22 protein-coding genes are annotated in these 20,055 nt (G+C 63.7%); 8 read left to right on the forward strand and 14 right to left on the reverse strand.

Annotated features, from left to right (window positions below):
• Positions 1–307: 307 nt before the first annotated feature.
• Positions 308–1,159 (reverse strand): formyltetrahydrofolate deformylase, encoded by an 852-nt coding sequence (purU, locus tag RIN61_RS06520; RefSeq protein WP_023662871.1) that lies wholly within the window; start codon positions 1,157–1,159, stop codon positions 308–310.
• Between the two features lie 283 nt (positions 1,160–1,442).
• On the opposite strand from purU, the gene mvaT reads away from it, so the two are divergent.
• Positions 1,443–1,820 carry a histone-like nucleoid-structuring protein MvaT gene (gene mvaT, locus RIN61_RS06525; protein ID WP_003259590.1) on the forward strand — a complete coding sequence of 126 codons (378 nt, stop codon included), beginning with the start codon at positions 1,443–1,445 and terminating at the stop codon, positions 1,818–1,820.
• An 85-nt stretch (positions 1,821–1,905) separates the two neighbouring features.
• Here mvaT and sbcB read toward each other — a convergent pair whose 3' ends face one another.
• The 3 genes from sbcB to RIN61_RS06540 form a co-directional block, all read right to left on the reverse strand.
• Complete coding sequence (gene sbcB, locus RIN61_RS06530) at positions 1,906–3,339, reverse strand: exodeoxyribonuclease I (protein WP_313856341.1); 1,434 nt, start codon at positions 3,337–3,339, stop codon at positions 1,906–1,908.
• A 67-nt stretch (positions 3,340–3,406) separates the two neighbouring features.
• Complete coding sequence (locus tag RIN61_RS06535; protein ID WP_112250400.1) at positions 3,407–3,766, reverse strand: PilZ domain-containing protein; 360 nt, start codon at positions 3,764–3,766, stop codon at positions 3,407–3,409.
• Positions 3,767–3,889: 123 nt separating this feature from the next.
• Entirely contained in the window at positions 3,890–4,276 is a 387-nt protein-coding gene (locus RIN61_RS06540; RefSeq protein WP_252378671.1) for a tol-pal system YbgF family protein, read from the reverse strand.
• Positions 4,277–4,455: 179 nt separating this feature from the next.
• On the opposite strand from RIN61_RS06540, the gene pyk reads away from it, so the two are divergent.
• Positions 4,456–5,910, forward strand: coding sequence for a pyruvate kinase (gene pyk, locus RIN61_RS06545; RefSeq protein ID WP_112250396.1), 1,455 nt, complete (start codon positions 4,456–4,458; stop codon positions 5,908–5,910).
• A gap of 139 nt (positions 5,911–6,049) precedes the next feature.
• On the opposite strand, the gene RIN61_RS06550 is transcribed toward pyk, so the two are convergent.
• A complete protein-coding gene (locus tag RIN61_RS06550; RefSeq protein WP_313856347.1) occupies positions 6,050–6,970 on the reverse strand; it encodes an iron-sulfur-binding ferredoxin reductase in 921 nt (306 codons plus the stop codon).
• A 377-nt stretch (positions 6,971–7,347) separates the two neighbouring features.
• Between RIN61_RS06550 and RIN61_RS06555 the strand changes: the two genes are divergently transcribed.
• The gene (locus RIN61_RS06555) at positions 7,348–8,871 is read left to right on the forward strand and encodes a fumarate hydratase (protein ID WP_112250390.1); all 1,524 of its coding nucleotides are present in this window, start codon (positions 7,348–7,350) and stop codon (positions 8,869–8,871) included.
• 119 nt (positions 8,872–8,990) lie between these two features.
• On the opposite strand, the gene RIN61_RS06560 is transcribed toward RIN61_RS06555, so the two are convergent.
• The gene (locus RIN61_RS06560; RefSeq protein ID WP_112250388.1) at positions 8,991–9,863 is read right to left on the reverse strand and encodes a carbon-nitrogen hydrolase family protein; all 873 of its coding nucleotides are present in this window, start codon (positions 9,861–9,863) and stop codon (positions 8,991–8,993) included.
• Positions 9,860–10,450 (reverse strand): GNAT family N-acetyltransferase, encoded by a 591-nt coding sequence (locus RIN61_RS06565; protein WP_112250386.1) that lies wholly within the window; start codon positions 10,448–10,450, stop codon positions 9,860–9,862. Before RIN61_RS06565 ends, RIN61_RS06560 begins: the two co-directional genes overlap by 4 nt.
• Before the next feature lie 115 nt (positions 10,451–10,565).
• On the opposite strand from RIN61_RS06565, the gene RIN61_RS06570 reads away from it, so the two are divergent.
• Positions 10,566–10,964 carry a nuclear transport factor 2 family protein gene (locus RIN61_RS06570; protein ID WP_015271666.1) on the forward strand — a complete coding sequence of 133 codons (399 nt, stop codon included), beginning with the start codon at positions 10,566–10,568 and terminating at the stop codon, positions 10,962–10,964.
• Positions 10,965–11,089: 125 nt separating this feature from the next.
• Here the strand turns inward: RIN61_RS06570 and RIN61_RS06575 are convergent, their stop codons facing one another.
• The 6 genes from RIN61_RS06575 to RIN61_RS06600 form a co-directional block, all read right to left on the reverse strand.
• Complete coding sequence (locus tag RIN61_RS06575) at positions 11,090–11,668, reverse strand: DJ-1/PfpI family protein (RefSeq protein WP_112250384.1); 579 nt, start codon at positions 11,666–11,668, stop codon at positions 11,090–11,092.
• A gap of 51 nt (positions 11,669–11,719) precedes the next feature.
• Positions 11,720–12,877 (reverse strand): phospholipase D-like domain-containing protein, encoded by a 1,158-nt coding sequence (locus tag RIN61_RS06580; protein WP_207879951.1) that lies wholly within the window; start codon positions 12,875–12,877, stop codon positions 11,720–11,722.
• A gap of 1 nt (position 12,878) precedes the next feature.
• Positions 12,879–13,460 carry a YceI family protein gene (locus tag RIN61_RS06585; protein WP_013974065.1) on the reverse strand — a complete coding sequence of 194 codons (582 nt, stop codon included), beginning with the start codon at positions 13,458–13,460 and terminating at the stop codon, positions 12,879–12,881.
• 44 nt (positions 13,461–13,504) lie between these two features.
• Positions 13,505–13,801, reverse strand: a complete 297-nt coding sequence (locus RIN61_RS06590; RefSeq protein ID WP_207879947.1) for an amidase — start codon at positions 13,799–13,801, stop codon at positions 13,505–13,507.
• Positions 13,798–14,877 carry a serine hydrolase domain-containing protein gene (locus tag RIN61_RS06595; RefSeq protein ID WP_313856356.1) on the reverse strand — a complete coding sequence of 360 codons (1,080 nt, stop codon included), beginning with the start codon at positions 14,875–14,877 and terminating at the stop codon, positions 13,798–13,800. The genes RIN61_RS06590 and RIN61_RS06595 overlap by 4 nt, the downstream gene beginning before the upstream one ends.
• Before the next feature lie 172 nt (positions 14,878–15,049).
• The gene (locus RIN61_RS06600) at positions 15,050–15,937 is read right to left on the reverse strand and encodes an acyl-CoA dehydrogenase middle domain-containing protein (protein WP_112250376.1); all 888 of its coding nucleotides are present in this window, start codon (positions 15,935–15,937) and stop codon (positions 15,050–15,052) included.
• 161 nt (positions 15,938–16,098) lie between these two features.
• Here RIN61_RS06600 and olsB point away from each other — a divergent pair, with 161 nt between their 5' ends.
• Both olsB and RIN61_RS06610 read left to right on the forward strand, forming a co-directional pair.
• The gene (gene olsB / locus RIN61_RS06605; RefSeq protein WP_207879941.1) at positions 16,099–16,854 is read left to right on the forward strand and encodes an L-ornithine N(alpha)-acyltransferase; all 756 of its coding nucleotides are present in this window, start codon (positions 16,099–16,101) and stop codon (positions 16,852–16,854) included.
• Positions 16,854–17,642: a lysophospholipid acyltransferase family protein gene (locus RIN61_RS06610; protein ID WP_313856362.1), complete on the forward strand. Its 789-nt coding sequence runs from the start codon at positions 16,854–16,856 to the stop codon at positions 17,640–17,642. Before olsB ends, RIN61_RS06610 begins: the two co-directional genes overlap by 1 nt.
• A gap of 222 nt (positions 17,643–17,864) precedes the next feature.
• Here the strand turns inward: RIN61_RS06610 and RIN61_RS06615 are convergent, their stop codons facing one another.
• A complete protein-coding gene (locus tag RIN61_RS06615; protein WP_112250370.1) occupies positions 17,865–18,449 on the reverse strand; it encodes an acyl carrier protein phosphodiesterase in 585 nt (194 codons plus the stop codon).
• 150 nt (positions 18,450–18,599) lie between these two features.
• On the opposite strand from RIN61_RS06615, the gene RIN61_RS06620 reads away from it, so the two are divergent.
• Both RIN61_RS06620 and RIN61_RS06625 read left to right on the forward strand, forming a co-directional pair.
• A complete protein-coding gene (locus RIN61_RS06620) occupies positions 18,600–18,902 on the forward strand; it encodes an ArsR/SmtB family transcription factor (protein ID WP_003258229.1) in 303 nt (100 codons plus the stop codon).
• A gap of 17 nt (positions 18,903–18,919) precedes the next feature.
• The gene (locus RIN61_RS06625; protein ID WP_015271676.1) at positions 18,920–19,969 is read left to right on the forward strand and encodes an alkene reductase; all 1,050 of its coding nucleotides are present in this window, start codon (positions 18,920–18,922) and stop codon (positions 19,967–19,969) included.
• The last annotated feature ends 86 nt before the right edge of the window (positions 19,970–20,055 follow it).

Genomic DNA, 20,055 nt, shown 5'->3' on the forward strand with positions numbered 1-20,055 from the left:
CTGCTGCCAAAGTTCGGCGGCGCCAGGGAAATCGGTGCCATCGGTGTCGGCCAGGGCTTCGGGGTCGTAGCGGGCCAGGCAGCCTTCACCGAGGGTGGGTGGGGGTGAGGCGGTGGGTTGGTTGCGCTGCTTGGCCATCGGCTTATCCCTCAGATTGCTGGGGGCGCTTCGCGCCCCTTTCGCGACACAAGGCCGCTCCTACAGGAGTTACGCGACGCAGTGCCGGTACGCGATCCCTTGTAGGAGCGGCCTTGTGTCGCGATGGGCTGCAAGGCAGCCCCAGAACCTCACAGGCAACCAGTCTGTATCAGTCAAACACCACAGTCTTGTTGCCATGCACCAGCACCCGGTCTTCCAGGTGATAACGCAGGCCACGGGCCAGCACCATCTTCTCCACATCACGGCCAAAGCGGACCATGTCGTCGATGCTGTCGGCATGGCTGACACGCACCACGTCCTGCTCGATGATCGGGCCTGCGTCCAGTTCTTCGGTGACGTAGTGGCAGGTCGCGCCGATCAGCTTCACACCACGCAGGGCAGCCTGGTGATACGGCTTGGCGCCGACGAACGACGGCAGGAAGCTGTGGTGGATGTTGATCACCTTTTCAGCATAGTCCTGGCACAGTTGCGGCGGCAGAATCTGCATGTAGCGGGCCAGCACCACCACATCGGCGGCGTGCTCCTGCACCAGGCGCGAAACCTCGGCAAAGGCCGGGGCCTTGTCCTTTGGGTCGACCGGTACATGGAAGAACGGAATACCGTGCCACTCGACCATGCTGCGCAGGTCGTTGTGGTTGGAGATCACGCAAGGGATCTCGCAGTCCAGCTCATCGGTGTGCCAGCGGTGCAGCAGGTCGGCCAGGCAGTGCGACTCGCGGCTGGCCATCAGCACCACGCGCTTTTTCTGCGCCGAGTCGGTAATGCGCCAGGTCATGGAGAACTCTTCAGCGATCGGCGCAAACGCCTCGCGGAAGGCTTCGATACCGAACGGCAGCGATTCGGCGCGGATTTCATGGCGCATGAAGAACCAACCGCTCTGCTCATCGGAGTGGTGGCTGGCTTCGTTGATCCAGCCATTGTACAGGGCCAGGAAATTACTGACTTTCGCCACGATGCCAACACGGTCGGGGCAGGCGATCACCAGACGATAGGTGCGCATGAATGAGACTCCAGAACTTCGCAAAGGCGCTCATTCTAGCGGCCCGCCAGGAAAAACGCAGTATTGATCGCAGCGGCAGTGGCCTGCGATCCTGATGAGACGCACTGCGGACATTCTCTGACAGACATGACGAAATGCAGGGTTAATTGTAAATTTTTGTTCACCTTGAAAATGGTTGTCACAGCTTAGTTAACAGTTAATTGCCCAACAATATGTTTACTTGCGAGTATTGCCTGTCTATTATTGCCCCACACATTTCTGAACACGCATTAAGGAACACTCCATGTCCCTGATCAACGAGTACCGCGCTACCGAAGAAGCCATCAAGGAACTTCAGGCCCGCCTGGCCAACCTGTCGCAGGATGACAAGCTGAAGAAAGAACTGGAGTTCGAAGGCAAACTGCGCACACTGATGGGCGAATACTCCAAGTCGCTGCGCGACGTGATTGCCCTGCTCGACCCAGAGTCGAAACTGAGCAAGGCACCTCGTGGTGCGGTCAAGACTACCGCCACCAAGCGTGCGCGCAAGGTCAAGCAATACAAGAACCCGCACAACAATGAAGTGATCGAAACCAAAGGCGGCAACCACAAGACCCTGAAAGAATGGAAAGCCAAGTGGGGTGGCGATGTGGTTGAAAGCTGGGCGACCCTGCTGGACTGATTGTCCGCACACGCCTGCTGCTTGTCGCAACAAGAACGCCGGCATATTGCCGGCGTTTTTGTTTGCCCGCGTTTTGTGTCAGCGCTCAGCCAATTGCAAACTGTCCCTGCAACTGCCGAGCATGTACCTGCCACGCCTCCAGCACACGCCGCCCCGCCTCGTCGGCGCCCTCCCAGGCCTGCTGCCGCGCCTGTTCGAAGTCGCCCAACGTATTCGGCGCGCCCCACCGCGGGTCGCTCAGGCGCTGCTGGCAGAAGCTGAACCAGCGCTGCCGCTCTTCGCCGGTCAAGGTCTCGGGGAAGTTGCGCGCCCGATAGCGGAACAACAGTTCAGGCAGGCGCGGGTCATCGAACATCCATTGCCCACGGCCCAACTGAGCCGGTTCCAGTGCACGAACTTGCTCGCACAAGCGGCGGTCACGGTCCCTCAGAAAACCGTCATACAACTGTTGTTCCGGGTCTTCGCTCAAGGCGAAGTCTTCCTTGCCATAGATGTGTTCCAGCTTGTCTTGCCATTGCGCCTGTTGCTTGGCCAATTCTTCGCCGCGCAATTGTAACAACGTCAAGTCCAGACCCAGCCGTCGTTGATCGGCCGGGCGCAATACCGAAAGTGGTGCCAGTACCGGGCAGCGATTGATCTGCACCAATTTGAGCGGAACGGGTAATTCGCCTTCGGCCAGTTCTTCATGGCGGGTATACAAACGCTGGCGTAGAACTTCAGCACTATCCCGTAACAACGGTAGGGCTTCCTGATGCAGGTCGCACACAATCAGTGCATTGCGATTATGCGGGTGCCAAGCCAATGGCAATACGACACCAAGGTAATTGCGTGCCGCCGAGAAGCGCCCGGATATATGCACCAGAGGCTGCAACAAACGGATCTGCTCCATCACTTTATGCTTGCTGCGCAACTGGAACAGCCAGTCATACAACTTGGGCTGTTTCTGACGGATCAGGCGGGCCAGGGCGATGGTTGCCCGCACGTCGGAAAGCGCCTCGTGAGCATGCCCGTGGTCGATGCCATTGGCCTTGCTCAGCAGTTCCAGGCGCAGGCTGGTGCGCCCGTCCTGTTGCGGCCACTCGATGCCGTCCGGGCGCAATGCGTAGGCCGTGCGCACGATGTCGATCAGGTCCCAGCGGCTGTTGCCGCCCTGCCACTCGCGCGCGTAAGGGTCGAAAAAGTTGCGGTACAGGCTGTAGCGGGTCACTTCGTCGTCGAAGCGCAGGGTGTTGTAGCCAGCACCGCAGGTGCCAGGGTGCGCCAGTTGCGCATGTACCCGGGTCATGAACTCGGCTTCGCACAAGCCCTGCTCGGCCAGCAGTTGCGGGGTAATACCGGTCACCAGGCAGGCGGCCGGGTGCGGCAGGATATCGTCGGAGGGCCGGCAATAAAGGCTGATCGGCTCGTCGATTTCGTTGAGGTCGAAGTCGGTGCGCACGCCGGCCACCTGTAGCGGCCGGTCACAGCGCGGGTTGATGCCGGTGGTTTCGTAGTCGTGCCAGAAAATGCTGGAGGTCACGGGGTCGTCCTGTATCGAGGTCGACCCGATTCTAGCGCGATTCTGGCCTGAGCCAGGATGCGCAGACTCAGACGGAAGCGTTGGCCGGGTTGAAGCTGAAAAAGTCGCGCAACGAGCGGACGAATTCGTCGTACTCGCGAGGGGTCTGCAGCAGCATGAAGCCGGAATCGTAATGCCCCGGCGTCTGGTCTTCGCGGCACCACAGGCAACTGGCGGTGAGGTTGACGAACTGATGCCCGCCCCCGACCAGCGGCAGACGCAACTGCAAGTCGTAATCGGGCCCGACCAGCACAGGCAACTGGCTGATCAGCATGAGCCCGTCCTCGGAAGCATTGCCCAGCTGGCCGATCAGCTGACCGGTACAGCGGTTGAACACCTGCAGGACACAAGGCAGTTGATGGCGTTCGATGTGGCGCTTGTTGAACATGATCGCGATTGCAGTCCGTATCCGGAGCCAGGAATACGTGGAACTGGCGGTTGTTGTAACAGCTGAGTTACAGATTAGCCCAGTGCACGCGGCAAATCCTGTTAAATAAAATGCACCTTGGTGTTAACGCCAAGGTGCGGCGCTTGCCGGGGTGGCCACGGCGGCTTCGGCGCCGCGCAAATGGCCGAGTTTATCCAGAGTCTGCAGGCGCGCCTGGGCGCGATAGGCGTATTCGTTGCCCGGGTACTGCTGGATCAGGTACTGGTAGGTCTGCGCGGCATCCACGTACAACGCCTGGCGCTCCAGGCACTGGCCGCGCAGCAGCGACACCTCGGGGTGGATGAACGGTCGCGCACGGCTGGTGCGGTCGACCTGTGACAGCTCGAGCATGACCCGCGCGCAATCGCCACGGTCGTAGGCGCGGTAGGCATTGTTCAGGTGGTGGTCCATGGACCAGCGGGTGCAGCCGACGGCGCTGGCCGCCAGGGCTAAAACGATCAGGGCTCGCATGGGGGTCTCCTTTGATGCCAGTGTATCGGCCTTTGCCGGCAAATCTTCACACCCTTTTGCAAGGATACCCTGCCCGTTCAAATGCCACCCTGCCTTGGTCGCAGGTAGTGCAACGGAACAATGACTACAGCGAGATTCAGGAGTAGCCTTTCGCTGCGCTTCACTATAGGAGTCTGTGCATGAGCATCCGCCGTACCAAAATCGTCGCCACCCTTGGCCCCGCCAGCAACTCGCCGGAAGTGATCGAACAGCTGATCCTCGCCGGCCTGGACGTGGCACGCCTGAACTTCTCCCACGGCACTCCGGACGAGCACAAGGCCCGCGCGCGCCTGATCCGTGAAATCGCCGCCAAGAACGGCCGCCATGTTGCACTGCTGGGCGACCTGCAGGGTCCGAAGATCCGCATCGCCAAGTTCGCCAACAAGCGCATCGAATTGAAGATCGGTGACAAGTTCACCTTCTCCACTGCCCACCCGCTGACCGAAGGCAACCAGGACATCGTCGGTATCGACTACCCCGACCTGGTCAAGGACTGCGGCGTTGGTGACGAATTGCTGCTCGACGATGGCCGTGTGGTGATGCGCGTCGAAACCGCCACCGCGGATGCCCTGCACTGCGTGGTGATCATCGGTGGCCCGCTGTCGGACCACAAGGGTATCAACCGTAAAGGCGGCGGCCTGACCGCACCGGCCCTGACCGAGAAGGACAAGGCCGACATCAAGCTGGCCGCGGAAATGGACCTGGACTACCTGGCCGTGTCCTTCCCGCGTGACGCCAGCGACATGGAATACGCACGCAAGCTGCGTGACGAAGCTGGCGGCAGTGCCTGGCTGGTGGCCAAGATCGAACGCGCCGAAGCGGTGGCCGACGACGAGACCCTCGACAAGCTGATCCTCGCCTCCGACGCCGTGATGGTTGCCCGTGGCGACCTGGGCGTGGAAATCGGTGACGCCGAGCTGATCGCCATCCAGAAGAAGATCATCCAGCACGCCCGCCGCAACAACAAGGCGGTGATCGTGGCGACCCAGATGATGGAGTCGATGATCCAGAACCCGATGCCGACCCGCGCCGAAGTGTCCGACGTGGCCAACGCCGTGCTGGACAACACCGACGCGGTGATGCTGTCGGCCGAAAGCGCCGCTGGCTCCTACCCGATCGAAGCCGTCCAGGCCATGGCCCGCATCTGCCTGGGTGCCGAAAAGCACCCGACCAGCCAGAAGTCCAGCCACCGCCTGCACACCACCTTCGAGCGTTGCGACGAAAGCATCGCCCTGGCGGCCATGTACACCGCCAACCACTTCCCGGGCGTGAAGGCGATCATCGCCCTGACCGAAAGTGGCTATACCCCGCTGATCATGTCGCGCCTGCGTTCGCACGTGCCGATCTTCGCGCTGTCGCCGCACCGCGCCACCCAGGCACGCGCCAACATGTTCCGTGGCGTCTACCCGATCGCCTTCGACCCGGCTTCGCTGCCGGCCGACAAGGTGAGCCAGGCGGCCGTCGACGAACTGCTCAAGCGTGGCCTGGTTGAGCAAGGTGACTGGGTCATCCTGACCAAGGGTGACAGCTACCACACCATCGGTGGCACCAATGGCATGAAGATCCTGCATGTCGGTGATCCGCTGGTCGGTTGATCTGCTCCATAGAGGGCTGCTCTGCGGCCCTTCGCGGGTGAACCCGCTCCCACAGGTACAGCGCTAGCCCCAGGCCTGCCACTAACCCTGTGGGAGCGGGTTTACCCGCGAACAGGCCAGCCCAGGCAACACACATGCCTCAGGCATGCTCGACAAACACATCGGCAAACACTTGCCCTCGTGGCACCCCTGCAATGAACAGCCGTCGGGCAAACCGCTCGACAGTCCCCGGTGCCCCGCACACCAGCGCTACCGTCTGGCGCGATGACGGCCGCAGCCCGGCCAACGCTTCATCCAACTGCTCTGCCAGTACCAACTCGACATTCACACCCGCCATCTCTCGCAACGGCTCGGCCAGATAATGCCCGGCGCCCTCGCGCGCCACATGCATCACCCTGATTTCCCCTTGGTGCCCCTGCCGCAATGCCTCGCGCAAGATGCCCCACAACGGCGCCAGCCCGGTCCCCGCCGCCAGCAACCACAGCGGCCGCTGCTGCCAGTCCGGGTCGTAATGCAAGGCCCCACCCCTGAGCTCGCCCAGGCGCAGCACATCACCCAGTTGCAAGCCACGGGCCCTGTCACAAAAGGCACCGGGGCGCTGACAGTCGATATGGAACTCGAGAAAATCATCTTCGCCCGGCAGGCTGGCCAAGGAGTAAGGCCGCGCTACCGTGCCATTCCACAGCACCACATGCTGCCCCGCCTGGTAACGCATTGCCCGTTCGGGACGTAACCGCACCCGCAGCACATCGCCGAACCAGTCCAGGGCACACACCTGCGCCGGCACGCCATCCTGCTGCGGGTCGAACAGCGCCAGGCACAGGTCTTCGACTACCTGGCACTGGCAGGCCAGGCGCCAGCCCTGGGCGTGCTTGTCCTGCGCCAAGGCCTGGGGCAAGGCGTCCAGCGGTTGCCCGGCCAGGCAGTGCACCAGGCAGGCATGGCAACTGCCGGCGCGGCAACTGTAGGGCACGTTCAGCCCGGCATCATTCAAGGCATCGAGCAGGTTGCTGCCGGTCGGCACCGCCCAGCGGCGCTCGCCTACGCAAAGTTCGGGCATTGTCAGCTATCTCTTCCAGCTGTTGATTTTCTGGGGGCGCTTTGCGCCCTATTCGCCGGCAAGCCAGCTCCCACAGGTAATGTGCAAACCTCAGGCATGGTGCAATCCTGTGGGAGCTGGCTTGCCGGCGATGGGCTGCAGAGCAGCCCCTTCCAAAGCATCCTATCTCTTCAGCGAGCCAGCAAGAACAATGCCTGCCCCCTGCCGACCATGGTCCAGACCACTCGCAGGTGTTTCACACGGTGAGGCACGCTATACTGCCGCGCCCTTTTGCGTCGGCCATGCTGCCGGCGCGCCTTTGCAAGGCGTTTCGACACGCTGGTCGGCACCGTCGAGCGTCTATATGAATGTTCCCGTCTTTAAGAGGAGCGCGCTGCATGACCGTGATCAAGCAAGACGACCTGATTCAGAGCGTCGCCGACGCCCTGCAATTCATCTCGTACTACCACCCCGTCGATTTCATCCAGGCCATGCACGAGGCCTATCTGCGTGAAGAATCGCCCGCTGCCCGCGATTCCATCGCCCAGATCCTGATCAACTCGCGCATGTGCGCCACCGGCCACCGCCCGATCTGCCAGGACACCGGTATCGTCACCGTGTTCGTGCGCGTGGGCATGGACGTGCGCTGGGACGGCGCCACCCTGAGCGTCGACGACATGATCAACGAAGGTGTGCGTCGCGCCTACAACCTGCCTGAAAACGTCCTGCGCGCCTCGATCCTGGCCGACCCGGCCGGTGCCCGCAAGAACACCAAGGACAACACCCCGGCAGTGATCCACTACTCCATCGTTCCCGGCGACAAGGTCGAGGTCGATGTCGCAGCCAAGGGCGGCGGCTCGGAGAACAAGTCGAAGATGGCCATGCTCAACCCATCCGACTCGATCGTCGACTGGGTACTGAAGACCGTCCCGACCATGGGCGCTGGCTGGTGCCCGCCTGGCATGCTCGGCATCGGCATCGGCGGTACTGCCGAGAAAGCCGCCGTGATGGCCAAGGAAGTGTTGATGGAGTCCATCGACATCCACGAACTGAAAGCCCGTGGCCCGCAGAACCGTCTGGAAGAAATCCGCCTGGAGCTGTTCGAGAAGGTCAACCAGCTGGGCATCGGCGCCCAGGGCCTGGGTGGCCTGACCACCGTGCTCGACGTGAAGATCATGGACTACCCGACCCACGCCGCTTCGCTGCCGGTGTGCATGATCCCCAACTGCGCCGCCACCCGCCACGCCCACTTCGTGCTCGATGGCTCCGGCCCGGCCGAGCTGGAAGCGCCGTCGCTGGACGCCTACCCGGAAATCGTCTGGGAAGCCGGCCCGAGCGCCCGTCGCGTCAACCTCGACGCCATCACCCCGGAAGAAGTCGCCAGCTGGAAGCCAGGCGAAACCATCCTGCTCAACGGCAAGATGCTGACCGGCCGCGATGCCGCGCACAAGCGCATGGTCGAAATGCTCAACCGTGGCGAAGAGCTGCCGGTGGACCTGAAAGGCCGCTTCATCTACTACGTCGGCCCGGTCGACCCGGTCGGTGACGAAGTGGTAGGCCCAGCTGGCCCGACCACCGCCACCCGCATGGACAAGTTCACCCGCCAGATCCTCGAGCAGACCGGCCTGCTGGGCATGATCGGCAAGTCCGAGCGCGGCCCCACCGCCATCGAAGCGATCAAGGACAACAAGGCCGTGTACCTGATGGCCGTCGGCGGCGCCGCCTACCTGGTGGCCCAGGCCATCCGCAAGTCGAAGGTCCTGGCCTTCGCCGAGCTGGGCATGGAAGCGATCTACGAGTTCGAGGTCAAGGACATGCCGGTGACCGTCGCCGTGGACAGCAACGGTGAGTCGGTACACATCACTGGCCCTGCCCTGTGGCAGAGCAAGATCGCCCAGAGCCTGGCAGTCGAAGTGAAGTAAGCCTGATGTAACAGCGTCGCCTTTTTCGCGGGTAAACCCGCTCCCACAGGGACAGCACAAGCCTCAAGGCTGCGCGATACCTGTGGGAGCGGGTTCACCCGCGAAGAGGCCGCCCTGTTCTACACAATTCTTTCGAACTGCTCCGGCCAGTCCCTGCGGGTAAACACCTGCCCTTCCCGCCTCACCCGCCGCACCTCTTCCAGATCCACCTCACACACCAGCCACTGGCTGCAAACCGGACTCAGCTCTTCACTCAGCGCCACCACCCCATCCCCCGGCATCCCATGGTCCGGCGGCACGAACAACCCTGCCCGGCCGATATTCTCGTCCAGCGCCGGCGACCACGGCGCCAGCCCGACAGTAGGGCTCTGCAACACCGCAATCTGGTTCTCCAGCGCCCGCGCCTGCGCGCCAATGCGCACCCGGTGGTAACCCGCCTCGGTGTCGGTGCAACTTGGTGCAAGGATCAGGTCGGCACCACCCTCGGCCAGGCACCGGGCCAGCATCGGGAATTCGTTGTCGTAGCAGATCAGGATCCCCAGGCGCCCCAGTTCGGTGTCAAACACCTGCAGCCCCTGGCCCGCGGCTATGTCCCACTGCTCCCGCTCGAAACGGGTCATCATCAGTTTGTCCTGGTAGCCCAGCACACCGTTGGGGCCGAACAGCCAGGCACGGTTGCGGTAGCGCCCATCGCTGTCCAGTACCGGTACGCTACCTGGTTGCAGGTAGATACCCCAGCGCCGGGCGAGGCCCTCGCACAAGGCCTTCCAGGGCTCGATCAACGGCTGGATATCGGCGATGGAGGCCTTCAGGTCACCCCGTTGCTCGGCATTCAGCTGCCCGCTGAGTACCAGCCCGGCGTACTCTGGCAACAGCAGCAGGCGGGCCCCCGCGTCCACCGCCTCGGCGCACAGTCCTTGCAGGTGGTCGGCGTAGGCCTCCCAGGTTTCATGCAGCTCGATAGCGTACTGGCAGGCCGCCAGGCGGATCATATCGGCAGTTCCTTGAGCCAGAACGACATCAGCTTGTCAGAACTCTCCTGCTCGTCCAGGTCGCGCCAGGCGTAGCTGGTGCGCAGCGACGGGTCATGCAGGAAGCCGCGGTTACGCCAGAAGCCATGCAATGGCTTGTAGTCCGCTGGCCGCCGTGGATGCACGCCTGGCCGTTCGACCGCGCAGAACGCGCAGTAATCGAACTCGGCCAGTTTGTGTGCGTAGGACTCGCGCTCGATGAAAAAGCGCACCCCCAGGCCTTGGCCACGGTACTCGGGCAGTACCACCGATTCACCGAAGTAGTACACGCTGGCCGGGTCGCGCCCCTGGGCCAGGAACGGCTGCTGGAACTCGGGGGCGACATCCACCAGCGGCAGGCCGGTGGAGGCGCCGACCACCTTGCCGTGGTCCAGCGCCAGTACCACCAGGCTGCGCCCGGAGCGGGCATAGGTGGCCAGGTAGTCGGCCTCGTACTCCGGGGTGCCGTCATAAAGGTAGGGAAACTCGCGGAACACGGTAAGGCGCAGGCGAGCGAGGTCATCGATGTAAGGCGCGATAGCGGCGCCGTGCAACAGGCGTATTTCCATGCTTGGCGGTCGTTTTGTCGATGTGGATGACGCGCTCGGCTAAGCCGGGCTTGAGGGGAAACCCTATCATCCGGAGCAACGACCCGCCTTTTCCCTCCACGACAGGTATTGTTCCATGACCGCTACCGAACTGGTAAATGCTTACTACGCCGCCTTCAACGCTGGCGACATGCCGGCCTTTCTCGCCCTGCTCAGCGAGGATGTGATCCACGACATCAACCAGGGCGAGCGGCAGATGGGCAAGGCCCGGTTTGCAGCGTTCATGGACAAGATGAACCGCTGTTACCGCGAGCGCCTGGCCGACATCGTGGTGATGCAGAACGCCGACGGCAGCCGCGCGGCGGCGGAATTCACCGTGCATGGGGAATATCTGGCCGATGACGAAGGGTTGCCGGCGGCCAACGGGCAGACCTATGTGCTGCCGGCGGGGGCGTTCTTCTATATCCATTGCGGGAAGATTGCCCGGGTGACCAACTACTACAACCTCAATGACTGGGTCGAGCAGGTAGGTTGAGCCTGGCAGGGGTGTATTGCCTGTACTGACCTCTTCGCGGGTAAACCCGCTCCCACAAGGTCGCCACAAATTCCAAAAACCTGTGCAATCCCTGTGGGAGCGGGTTTACCCGCGAAGAGGCCCGATCAGGAGATGCGGGTACCAAGCACCTTGAGGAATGCCGCCAGCCACGCCGGATGCGCCGGCCATGCCGGTGCCGTCACAAGGTTGCCGTCCACATGCGCCTGGTCCACCGCGATATCGATGAACGTGCCGCCCGCCAGCCGCACTTCCGGCGCACACGCCGGGTACGCACTGCATTCGCGCCCCTCCAGCACACCCGCCGCCGCCAACAGCTGGGCACCATGGCACACCGCCGCAATCGGCTTGCCGGCCTGGTCGAACGCCCGCACCAGCTCCAGCACCTTTTCATCCAGACGCAGGTACTCCGGTGCCCGGCCACCGGGGATCAGCAACGCGTCATACCCCTCGGCACGCACCCGCACGAAATCGTAATTCAGGGCAAAATTGTGCCCCGGCTTTTCGCTGTAGGTCTGTTCGCCCTCGAAGTCATGAATCGCGGTACGCACGGTCTGCCCCGCGACCTTTTCCGGGCATACCGCATGCACGGTATGCCCGACCATGCTCAGCGCCTGGAACGGCACCATGACCTCGTAATCTTCGACGTAGTCACCGACCAACATGAGAATTTTCTTCGCCGTCATCGCACCCACTCCTTCGATTGCCTTGAGACAGTCACTGCACGATAGCCGGTCTCAGTCACGACGGTCGAGCAGGTTGACCACCAACCGGTCCAGCCAACCCCACAACCGCTGCTTCATCCGGCGCCACAGCGGCCGGGCATTCCAGTGGCTCAGGTCGACTACCTCGCTCAAGGCGAAATCACGCTCGAAACTGGCCTGCACGGCTGCCGTCAGAGGCGGGTCGAGGGCCTCGATATTGGCTTCGAGGTTGAAGCGCAGGTTCCAGTGATCGAAGTTGCACGAGCCGATACTGACCCAGTCGTCGATCAGCACCATCTTCAGGTGCAGGAAACACGGCTGGTACTCGTAGATGCGTACCCCTGCGCGCAACAAACGCGGGTAATAGCGGTGCCCGGCGTAACGTACCGATGGGTGATCGGTGCGTGGCCCGGTCAGCAGCAGCCGTACATCGACCCCTTTACCGGCGGCCCGGCGCAGCGACCGGCGCACGCTCCAGGTCGGCAGGAAATAAGGTGTGGCCAACCAGACTCGCTGCTTGCCGCTGTTGATCGCCCGCACCAGCGAATGCAGGATGTCCTGGTGCTGGCGGGCGTCGGCATAAGCCACCCGGCCCATGCCCTGCCCCTGCGCAGGCACCTTGGGCAGGCGCGGCAGGCCAAAGCCCTCGGCGGGGCGCCAGGCGGTACGACGGTTGTTGGCGTGCCACTGGCGATCGAACAGCAACTGCCAGTCGCTCACTACCGGCCCCTGCATCTGCACCATCACCTCGTGCCACTCACTGGTCGCCTCACCCGGCGTCCAGAACTCGTCGGTGACACCCGTGCCGCCCACCACTGCCCAGCGCTCGTCCACCAGCAGCAACTTGCGGTGATCGCGGTACAGGTTGCGCAGGCCACGCTTCCAGCGCAGGCGGTTGTACCAGCGCAGGTACACACCTGCGTCCAGCAGGCGCTGACGCAACTTGCTGTTGAAAGCCAGCGAGCCATAGTCGTCGAACAGGCAGCGCACCCGCACGCCGCGTCGGGCAGCCTGCTCCAGCGCTTCGACCACCGCATCCGCGCAGTCACCGGCCTCGACCAGGTACAGCTCCAGGTCGACCTGAAACTCGGCGCGCACGATCGCCAGGAGCATGCGCGGAAAAAACTCGGGGCCGTCGATCAGCAGTTCGAACTGGTTGCCATCCCGCCAGGGAAAGACCGGCCCCGGCATGTCAGCGGGCGGTGAAGATCAGCACCGCGCTAACCGGCACCGACGGGTTGATGGACTTGAGCCCGGCGAACTTGCGCAGGCGTTGCAGCCCCGGCAGCAGGCCGAAATCCTCGGCGCGCAGCACCAAGGGCTCGAGGGTCACCACCTGGAAGCGTCGCTCGTCCAGGCGGGTGGCCAGCAGCAAGGCGTTGTAGCTGTGCGACTGGCCATGCAGGGTCACGGTCAGCGGCAGGCGCAGTTCGATCTGGGCACCATTGGCCAGGTCGTTGATCGGCCGCAGGTCCAGTTGCGCCTGCACCTTGGCTTCGGCAAAGCGCTCGACCTCGAACAGGTCCTCGCGCATGCGTTCGTCACGCAGCGGAATACCGCTGCTCACCGAGTCCATCTCGATGCTCAACCCAGCCACACCCTTGCGGTCGACCGTGCCATGCAGCACCAGGAACCGGTGCACTTCGGCGGTGTTACCGTTCTTGCCGGTAATGAACGAAAGGCGCGAAGACTCGCCATCGAGGTGCCAGTTGGCATGGGCGGGCAGGCAAAAAGCCAGTAACAGGGCGGGTAGCAGGCGGGGCAGCTTGAACATGACAGATCTCGTGAAACCAGGCCGCCAACCTTACCCGCCCGCCTTCACGGCAGCAAGCGGCAGCCCTCGCGTGGGCCTTGCCAGGCGGCCTGGTTGCGTCGGCCCAGGCCTTCGGCGGTGACCTGCCGCTGTTGGCTGTCTTCCGCAAGCAAGCTCAGCGGCAGCCATTGCTTCACATAGCCTTGGCAATACGCCGGCTCGAAACCCATGACGAAGCGGCACGAGCAATATTCCTTGGCCGAGTAGGCCGAAAGAATGCCGGGGAAGTCTGCCAAGGCCTGGCGTTCGTACCAGGCCCAGTACACCACCCCCAGCAATACAACCAGCAGTACCCGCTTCATGTCCCCTCCCCGGCCAGAACCGCGAGTATCCGCTTGAGCAGTTCGTCGTGCTGGTAGCTGCTGTCGCGGTCATTGGCATAACGCACGATGACCAGCTTTTGCGCGGGCAGCACGTATAGCGCCTGGCCCCAGTGGCCAAGGGCTGCATAGGTGTCTGCGGGCGCACTCGGCCAAGGCCGTGCAGCCTCGGCCAGCGGCTGGTTGAGCCACCAATGGCCACCGGGGTTGGCCTCACCGGGCAGCGCTTCGGCCCCGGCAAACGGCGTGCGGTTGAACGCCATCCAGGGCTTGGGCAGCAATTGCCGCCCCTGCCAGCGCCCGTCACGCTGCATCAGCAGGCCGATGCGCGCCAGGTCGCGAGCGCTGAGGTACAGGTAGGACGAGCCCACGTAGGTTCCCGCGCGGTCCCGCTCCCATACCGCGCTGTCGATGCCCAAAGGGGTGAACAGCGCATGCCAGGGGTAGTCGCGGTACTGACCGGCATCGAGCATGCCACGCAGCGCGGCGGCCAGCAGGTTGCTGTCGCCACTGGAATAGAGAAACCGCTGGCCCGGGCTGGCCACCGCTTCCCGCGCGGCCGTATACGCCGCCATGTCCTCGCGGCCACGGGTATACAGCATGGCCACCACCGAGGACTTGAGCGGGGCGTACTCGTAGTCTTCCTGCCAGTCCAGGCCGCTGGCCCAATGCAGCAGGTCGGCCATGCGCACGCCAGGGTGGGCGTGCATGGCCGGGTAGAAACGGGCGACCGGATCTTGCAGCTGGAAGCGGCCTTCGCCCTGGGCTACGCCCAATAGCGTGGCGAGTACGCTCTTGCTGATCGACCAAGTGAGGTGGGCGGTGGCGGCGGTGCTGGGGGCGGCGTAGCGTTCGTGAAGGATACGGCCGTCGCGGATGATCAGCAGGGCGTCGGTGCGGATGCCGCTGCGTTCGGGGGTGGTGTGTGCGGGGAAGGCGTAGGCGTCGACGGCTTGCCAGTCGAGGGGGGGGCTATCGATCGGCCAGTCGGGCTCGGGCCAGTCTTCGGCCCGGGCACAACCCGCAACCATTGTCAGTATGATCAACAGTACCTTCATCGTGATCGCCGTCTTTGGGGCCGCTGCGCAGCCCTATCGCGACACAAGGCCGCTCCTACAGGTACAGCGTCAACCTGAACTTGACGCGGTCCCCTGTAGGAGCGGCCTTGTGTCGCGAAAGGGCCGCAAAGCGGCCCCAGGATTCATCGGATCACACAAACCTATCAGGCATTCATGACAATCCCGCAGCAGCCCAAGCCTTGTTCAGCCGCTTCTCCCGCGCCGCCGCCGCCAGCGCCATCACCCCCTGGTCACGCTGCCAGATCTGCGCCCACTGCGCCGGCCCCGCCGCCAACGCAGCATCGATCTCCCCTCGCAGCGCCTGGAACTGTGCAAACAATCCCCCCAGCAACAAATGGCAGCCAACGCTATCGGCGCACTGCCGGCTACCTTCGGCACACCCGGCCAGCAGCCCAAGCAACTGCAGGCGCAGGGCCTGTGGCCAGGCGCACTCCTGCCCCACGCCATACAGCCAGGCCGTCAACGCCGTAAGCACATACAAGTCCTCCAGCGAACGGAACGGCTTCACATAGGCATCCCAGCCATCACCGGCCAGCAACTCGCACGCCGCCTGCTCCAGCACCAGTCGCCCATGACCCACCTCCGGCATCAGCGGCAGGGTAGGCAGCGCTTCCAGCGTCACACCGGGCTCCCCGGGGTAGACCACCGCCAGGCTCAATTGTGGTGCCGCCCCAGTCGCCTCGCAGCGTGCCGCCACCAACAACCATTCCGCCTCCAGGCCTGCGGTGACGAAATCCTTGCTGCCGCTCAGCCGCAAGCCGTCCAGGCGCGTGTGCATGTCCGCCGGCCGCACGCTGCGCCGTTCGGTGGCACACAGGGCACCGAGGCTGGGTGGGGCACTGGGCCACAGCACGCGCAAGGCGGCCTGGTAGCCGACCAGGAAGGCCAGGCCCGGGGTGCTCATCGCGCGCCCGCCGAGCACCGCCAGTTCGAACGGGGCAACCGGGCCAAGGCGTTCGAGCAGGGCGGCATAGGTTTCGCCCAGGGTGCCCGCCAGCGCTTGGCGAAGCGGGTCGTTGAGTCGTTGCAACCAGGCCATCGGTCGGCTCCTTGCTGAAGGGCTTTCAGTTGAGGCTCAGGGGGGTGTCACGCAAGCATCACCAAAGATTCACAGGGGTGACACCCCATCTACCTAGGCTGACTTTGCACAACAAAGCCGACCGGCCGCAACCCTTCATGGCTGGCTTATGGAGACTCGTAATGACTCGGATCGCTCACGCTGGCGACAACAGCACCGAACGCCGTCTGCAAGCCGAACGCCTGGTTGGCGCCGCGGCCCTGCAGGAAGCCCAGGCCCTGCGCTACAAAGTGTTCAGCGCCGAATTCAAGGCCAAGCTCAAAGGAGCCGAGCAAGGCCTGGACATGGACGACTACGACGTGCACTGCCGCCACATTGGCGTACGCGACCTGAACACCGGTGAGCTGGTTGCCACCACCCGCCTGCTGGACCATCAGGCCGCCAGCAGCCTGGGCCGCTTCTATAGCGAAGAAGAATTCAGCCTGCACGGGCTGTTGCAGCTGCAGGGCCCGATCCTGGAGCTGGGCCGTACCTGCGTAGCCCCCGACTACCGCAACGGCGGCACCATCGCCGTGCTCTGGGGCGAACTGGCCGAAGTGCTCAACGAAGGCCGCTACAGCTACCTGATGGGCTGCGCCAGCATCCCCATGCAGGATGGCGGGGTACAGGCCCACGCGGTGATGCAGCGCCTGCGTGACCGCTACTTGTGCACCGAGCACCTGCGCGCCGAGCCAAAGAACCCGTTGCCCAACTTGCCCCTGCCGAACAACGTCATTGCCGAAATGCCACCGCTGCTCAAGGCGTACATGCGCCTGGGCGCGAAGATCTGCGGCGAGCCATGCTGGGACGAAGACTTCCAGGTGGCCGACGTGTTCATCCTGCTCAAGCGCGACGAACTGTGCCCACGCTACGCCCGCCACTTCAAGGCAGCGGTCTGATGCCGAAGCTGCGGGTAATGGCCCGCCTGACTCGACTGCTGCATGTACTGCTGCTGGGCATGCTGATGGCCAGCGTGATTGCCCTGGGCGAACGCCTGGGGTTCAAGGCGCCCATAGAGCGCCGCCAACGCTGGACCTGCCTGTTCATGAAGCGCCTGGTCACTGCCTTGCCCTTCGATGTGCGGGTGATCGGCGAGCTGCCGCAGCGGCCGATGCTGTGGGTCAGCAACCACGTGTCCTGGACCGATATCCCCCTGCTCGGCATGCTGCTGCCGCTGTCGTTCCTGTCCAAGGCCGAAGTGCGCCATTGGCCGGTGGCCGGCTGGCTGGCGGAAAAGGCAGGCACTCTGTTCATCCGCCGTGGCGGGGGCGACAGCCAGCGCCTGCGCGAGCAGATCGCCGGGCAACTGGGCCTTGCCCGGCCACTGCTGATCTTCCCGGAAGGCACCACCACCAGCGGCCGTACCCTGCGCACCTTCCATGGCCGCCTGCTGGCAGGCGCCATCGACCGTGGCGTGGCGGTGCAGCCGGTGGCCATCCAGTACCTGCGTGAAGGCCAGATCGACCCGATTGCGCCGTTCATTGGTGACGATGACCTGGTGTCGCACCTGATGCGCCTGTTTGCCCTGCCGCGGGGCGAGGTGTGCATTCACCTGTTGCAGCCGATCGGCAGCGTGGGCAAGGAGCGAGCGGTGCTGGCGCTGCAGGCGCAGCAGGCGATTCACCTGGCGTTGTTCGGGGTTGGAGAAGTCGAGCTGGCGCCAAGGCGGCAGGCGCGGGCTGCCTGAATTGTTGCACTGCCTGTTCTGGCCCTTTCGCGGGTGAACCCGCTCCCACAGGGACCGCGCTCATCCTGAGTTCTGTGGTGTACCCGTGGGAGCCACTGCAATAGCAGTCCTGAGGTCTGTGGTATAGCTGTGGGAGCCACAGGGATGGCACTCATCCTGAGGCCTGTGGTGTCCTGTGGGAGCGGGTTTACCCGCGAAGAGGCCAGCAATGCCAACCCGGCACTAACTGCCAGACAACCGGCCAGCCGCAGCAAAGGCCTGCAACTGTGGATAAAACGCCCTGAAGTCCGCCAACAATGGCTCATACAACCGCTCCAGCTCCCCCATCACCCCAACCATCCCTTCCGGCCGCGACAAGCGCCGGGCGATGCCGTTGAACACCTGCTCCAGCGTGGCAAAGTCGCCATACGCCCCCAACCAGTCATCCGCTGCCATGAACGGCGCAATCCGCGCCAGCCGCCCCGGCAACTCGGGCTCCGCCAGCAATACCCGATAAAAGGCCCCAGTGAACTGCTCCAGCGGCTGCTCGGCATAATCCCGCCAATGCCGCGCCAGGCAATGGTCGAAAAACACATCCAGAACGATGCCGGCAAAGCGCCGCCGCTCCCGTGGAAAACGCGCCAGCGCCGCCAACACCAACGGGTGCTGGTCGGTATAGCTGTCGATATGCCGGTGCAGCCGGATGGCCGCCTCCAGCGCAGGTGGGAAGCGCCCTTCCAGTGAGCCTTTGACAAAATCGCCATACAGACTGCCAAGCAGTTGTTGCGGCGCCGGGCCGCCCAGGTGCAGGTGTGCGAGGTAGTTCATCAGCGCAGTCTAGCACCGCCAGCCAGCATATCGTTATAACGCGATATAGCGATTCATACTGAGCTCAGAACCTCTTGGTATTGGTATATCGGCAAAGCGCGATTTACATTTCGCTCCATCGCGATATACCGCTACAACGAGCCTCAACCCATGCCTCTCGATCTCGACGAAATCATAAAAGCGCTGGCCCACCCGGTCAGGCGAGAAATCCTCAGCTGGCTGAAGGACCCGGCGACGCAATTCCCCGACCAGTACCACAGCACCGAGAACGGTGTGTGTGCCGGGCAGATCGACCAACGCTGCGGCCTCTCGCAGTCAACCGTCTCCGCCCACCTGGCCACCCTGCAGCGCGCCGGGCTGATCAGCAGCCAGAAGATCGGCCAATGGCACTTCTTCAAACGCAACGAAGCCACCATCCAGGCGTTTCTCGAACAACTGCGCCAAGCACTCTGAACAGGCAGGTAACCGTCATGACCACGCTTTTCGATCCGATCACCCTGGGCGACCTGCAACTGCCCAACCGCATCATCATGGCCCCGCTCACCCGCTGCCGGGCCGACGAAGGCCGCGTACCCAACGCGCTGATGGCCGAGTACTACGTGCAGCGCGCCAGCGCCGGGCTGATCCTCAGCGAGGCGACCTCGGTCAGCGCCATGGGCGTCGGCTACCCGGATACCCCCGGTATCTGGAACGACGAGCAGGTGCGTGGCTGGAACAATGTGACCAAGGCCGTGCATGCCGCCGGCGGGCGCATCTTCCTGCAGCTGTGGCATGTTGGCCGCATCTCCCACCCCAGCTACCTGAACGGCGAGCTGCCGGTAGCCCCCAGTGCAATTCAGCCTAAAGGCCATGTAAGCCTGGTACGCCCGCTCAGCGACTACCCCACCCCGCGCGCGCTGGAAACCGAAGAAATCATCGACATCGTCGAGGCCTACCGCAGCGGCGCCGAGAATGCCAAGGCTGCCGGTTTCGATGGCGTAGAGATCCACGGTGCCAACGGCTACCTGCTCGACCAGTTCCTGCAGAGCAGCACCAACCAGCGCACCGACCGCTACGGCGGCTCGCTGGAAAACCGTGCGCGGCTGCTGCTGGAAGTGACCGATGCAGCCATCGAGGTTTGGGGCGCCAACCGCGTCGGCGTGCACCTGGCACCGCGTGCCGATGCCCATGACATGGGCGATGCCGACCGCGCCGAAACCTTTACCTACGTGGCCCGCGAGCTGGGCAAGCGGGGTATTGCCTTCATCTGCTCGCGGGAAAAGGAAGCCGATGACAGTATCGGCCCGCTGATCAAGGAAGCGTTCGGTGGCCCGTACATCGTCAATGAGCGGTTTGACAAGGCCAGTGCCAATGCGGCCCTGGCCAGTGGCAAGGCTGACGCCGTGGCGTTTGGCGTGCCGTTCATCGCCAACCCCGACCTGCCGGCGCGGCTGGCGGCGGATGCGCCGTTGAACGAGGCGCGGCCGGAGACTTTCTATGGCAAAGGGCCGGTGGGGTACATCGACTATCCGCGGTTGTGATTGAGGGCCATTCGCGGGCACGCCCGCTCCCACAGGATCAGCGCAATCTTCAAGCTTGTCGCTGTACCTGTGGGAGCGGGCGTGCC

The organism is Pseudomonas inefficax (genome assembly GCF_032164165.1).
Taxonomy (GTDB): Bacteria; Pseudomonadota; Gammaproteobacteria; order Pseudomonadales; family Pseudomonadaceae; genus Aquipseudomonas; species Aquipseudomonas inefficax.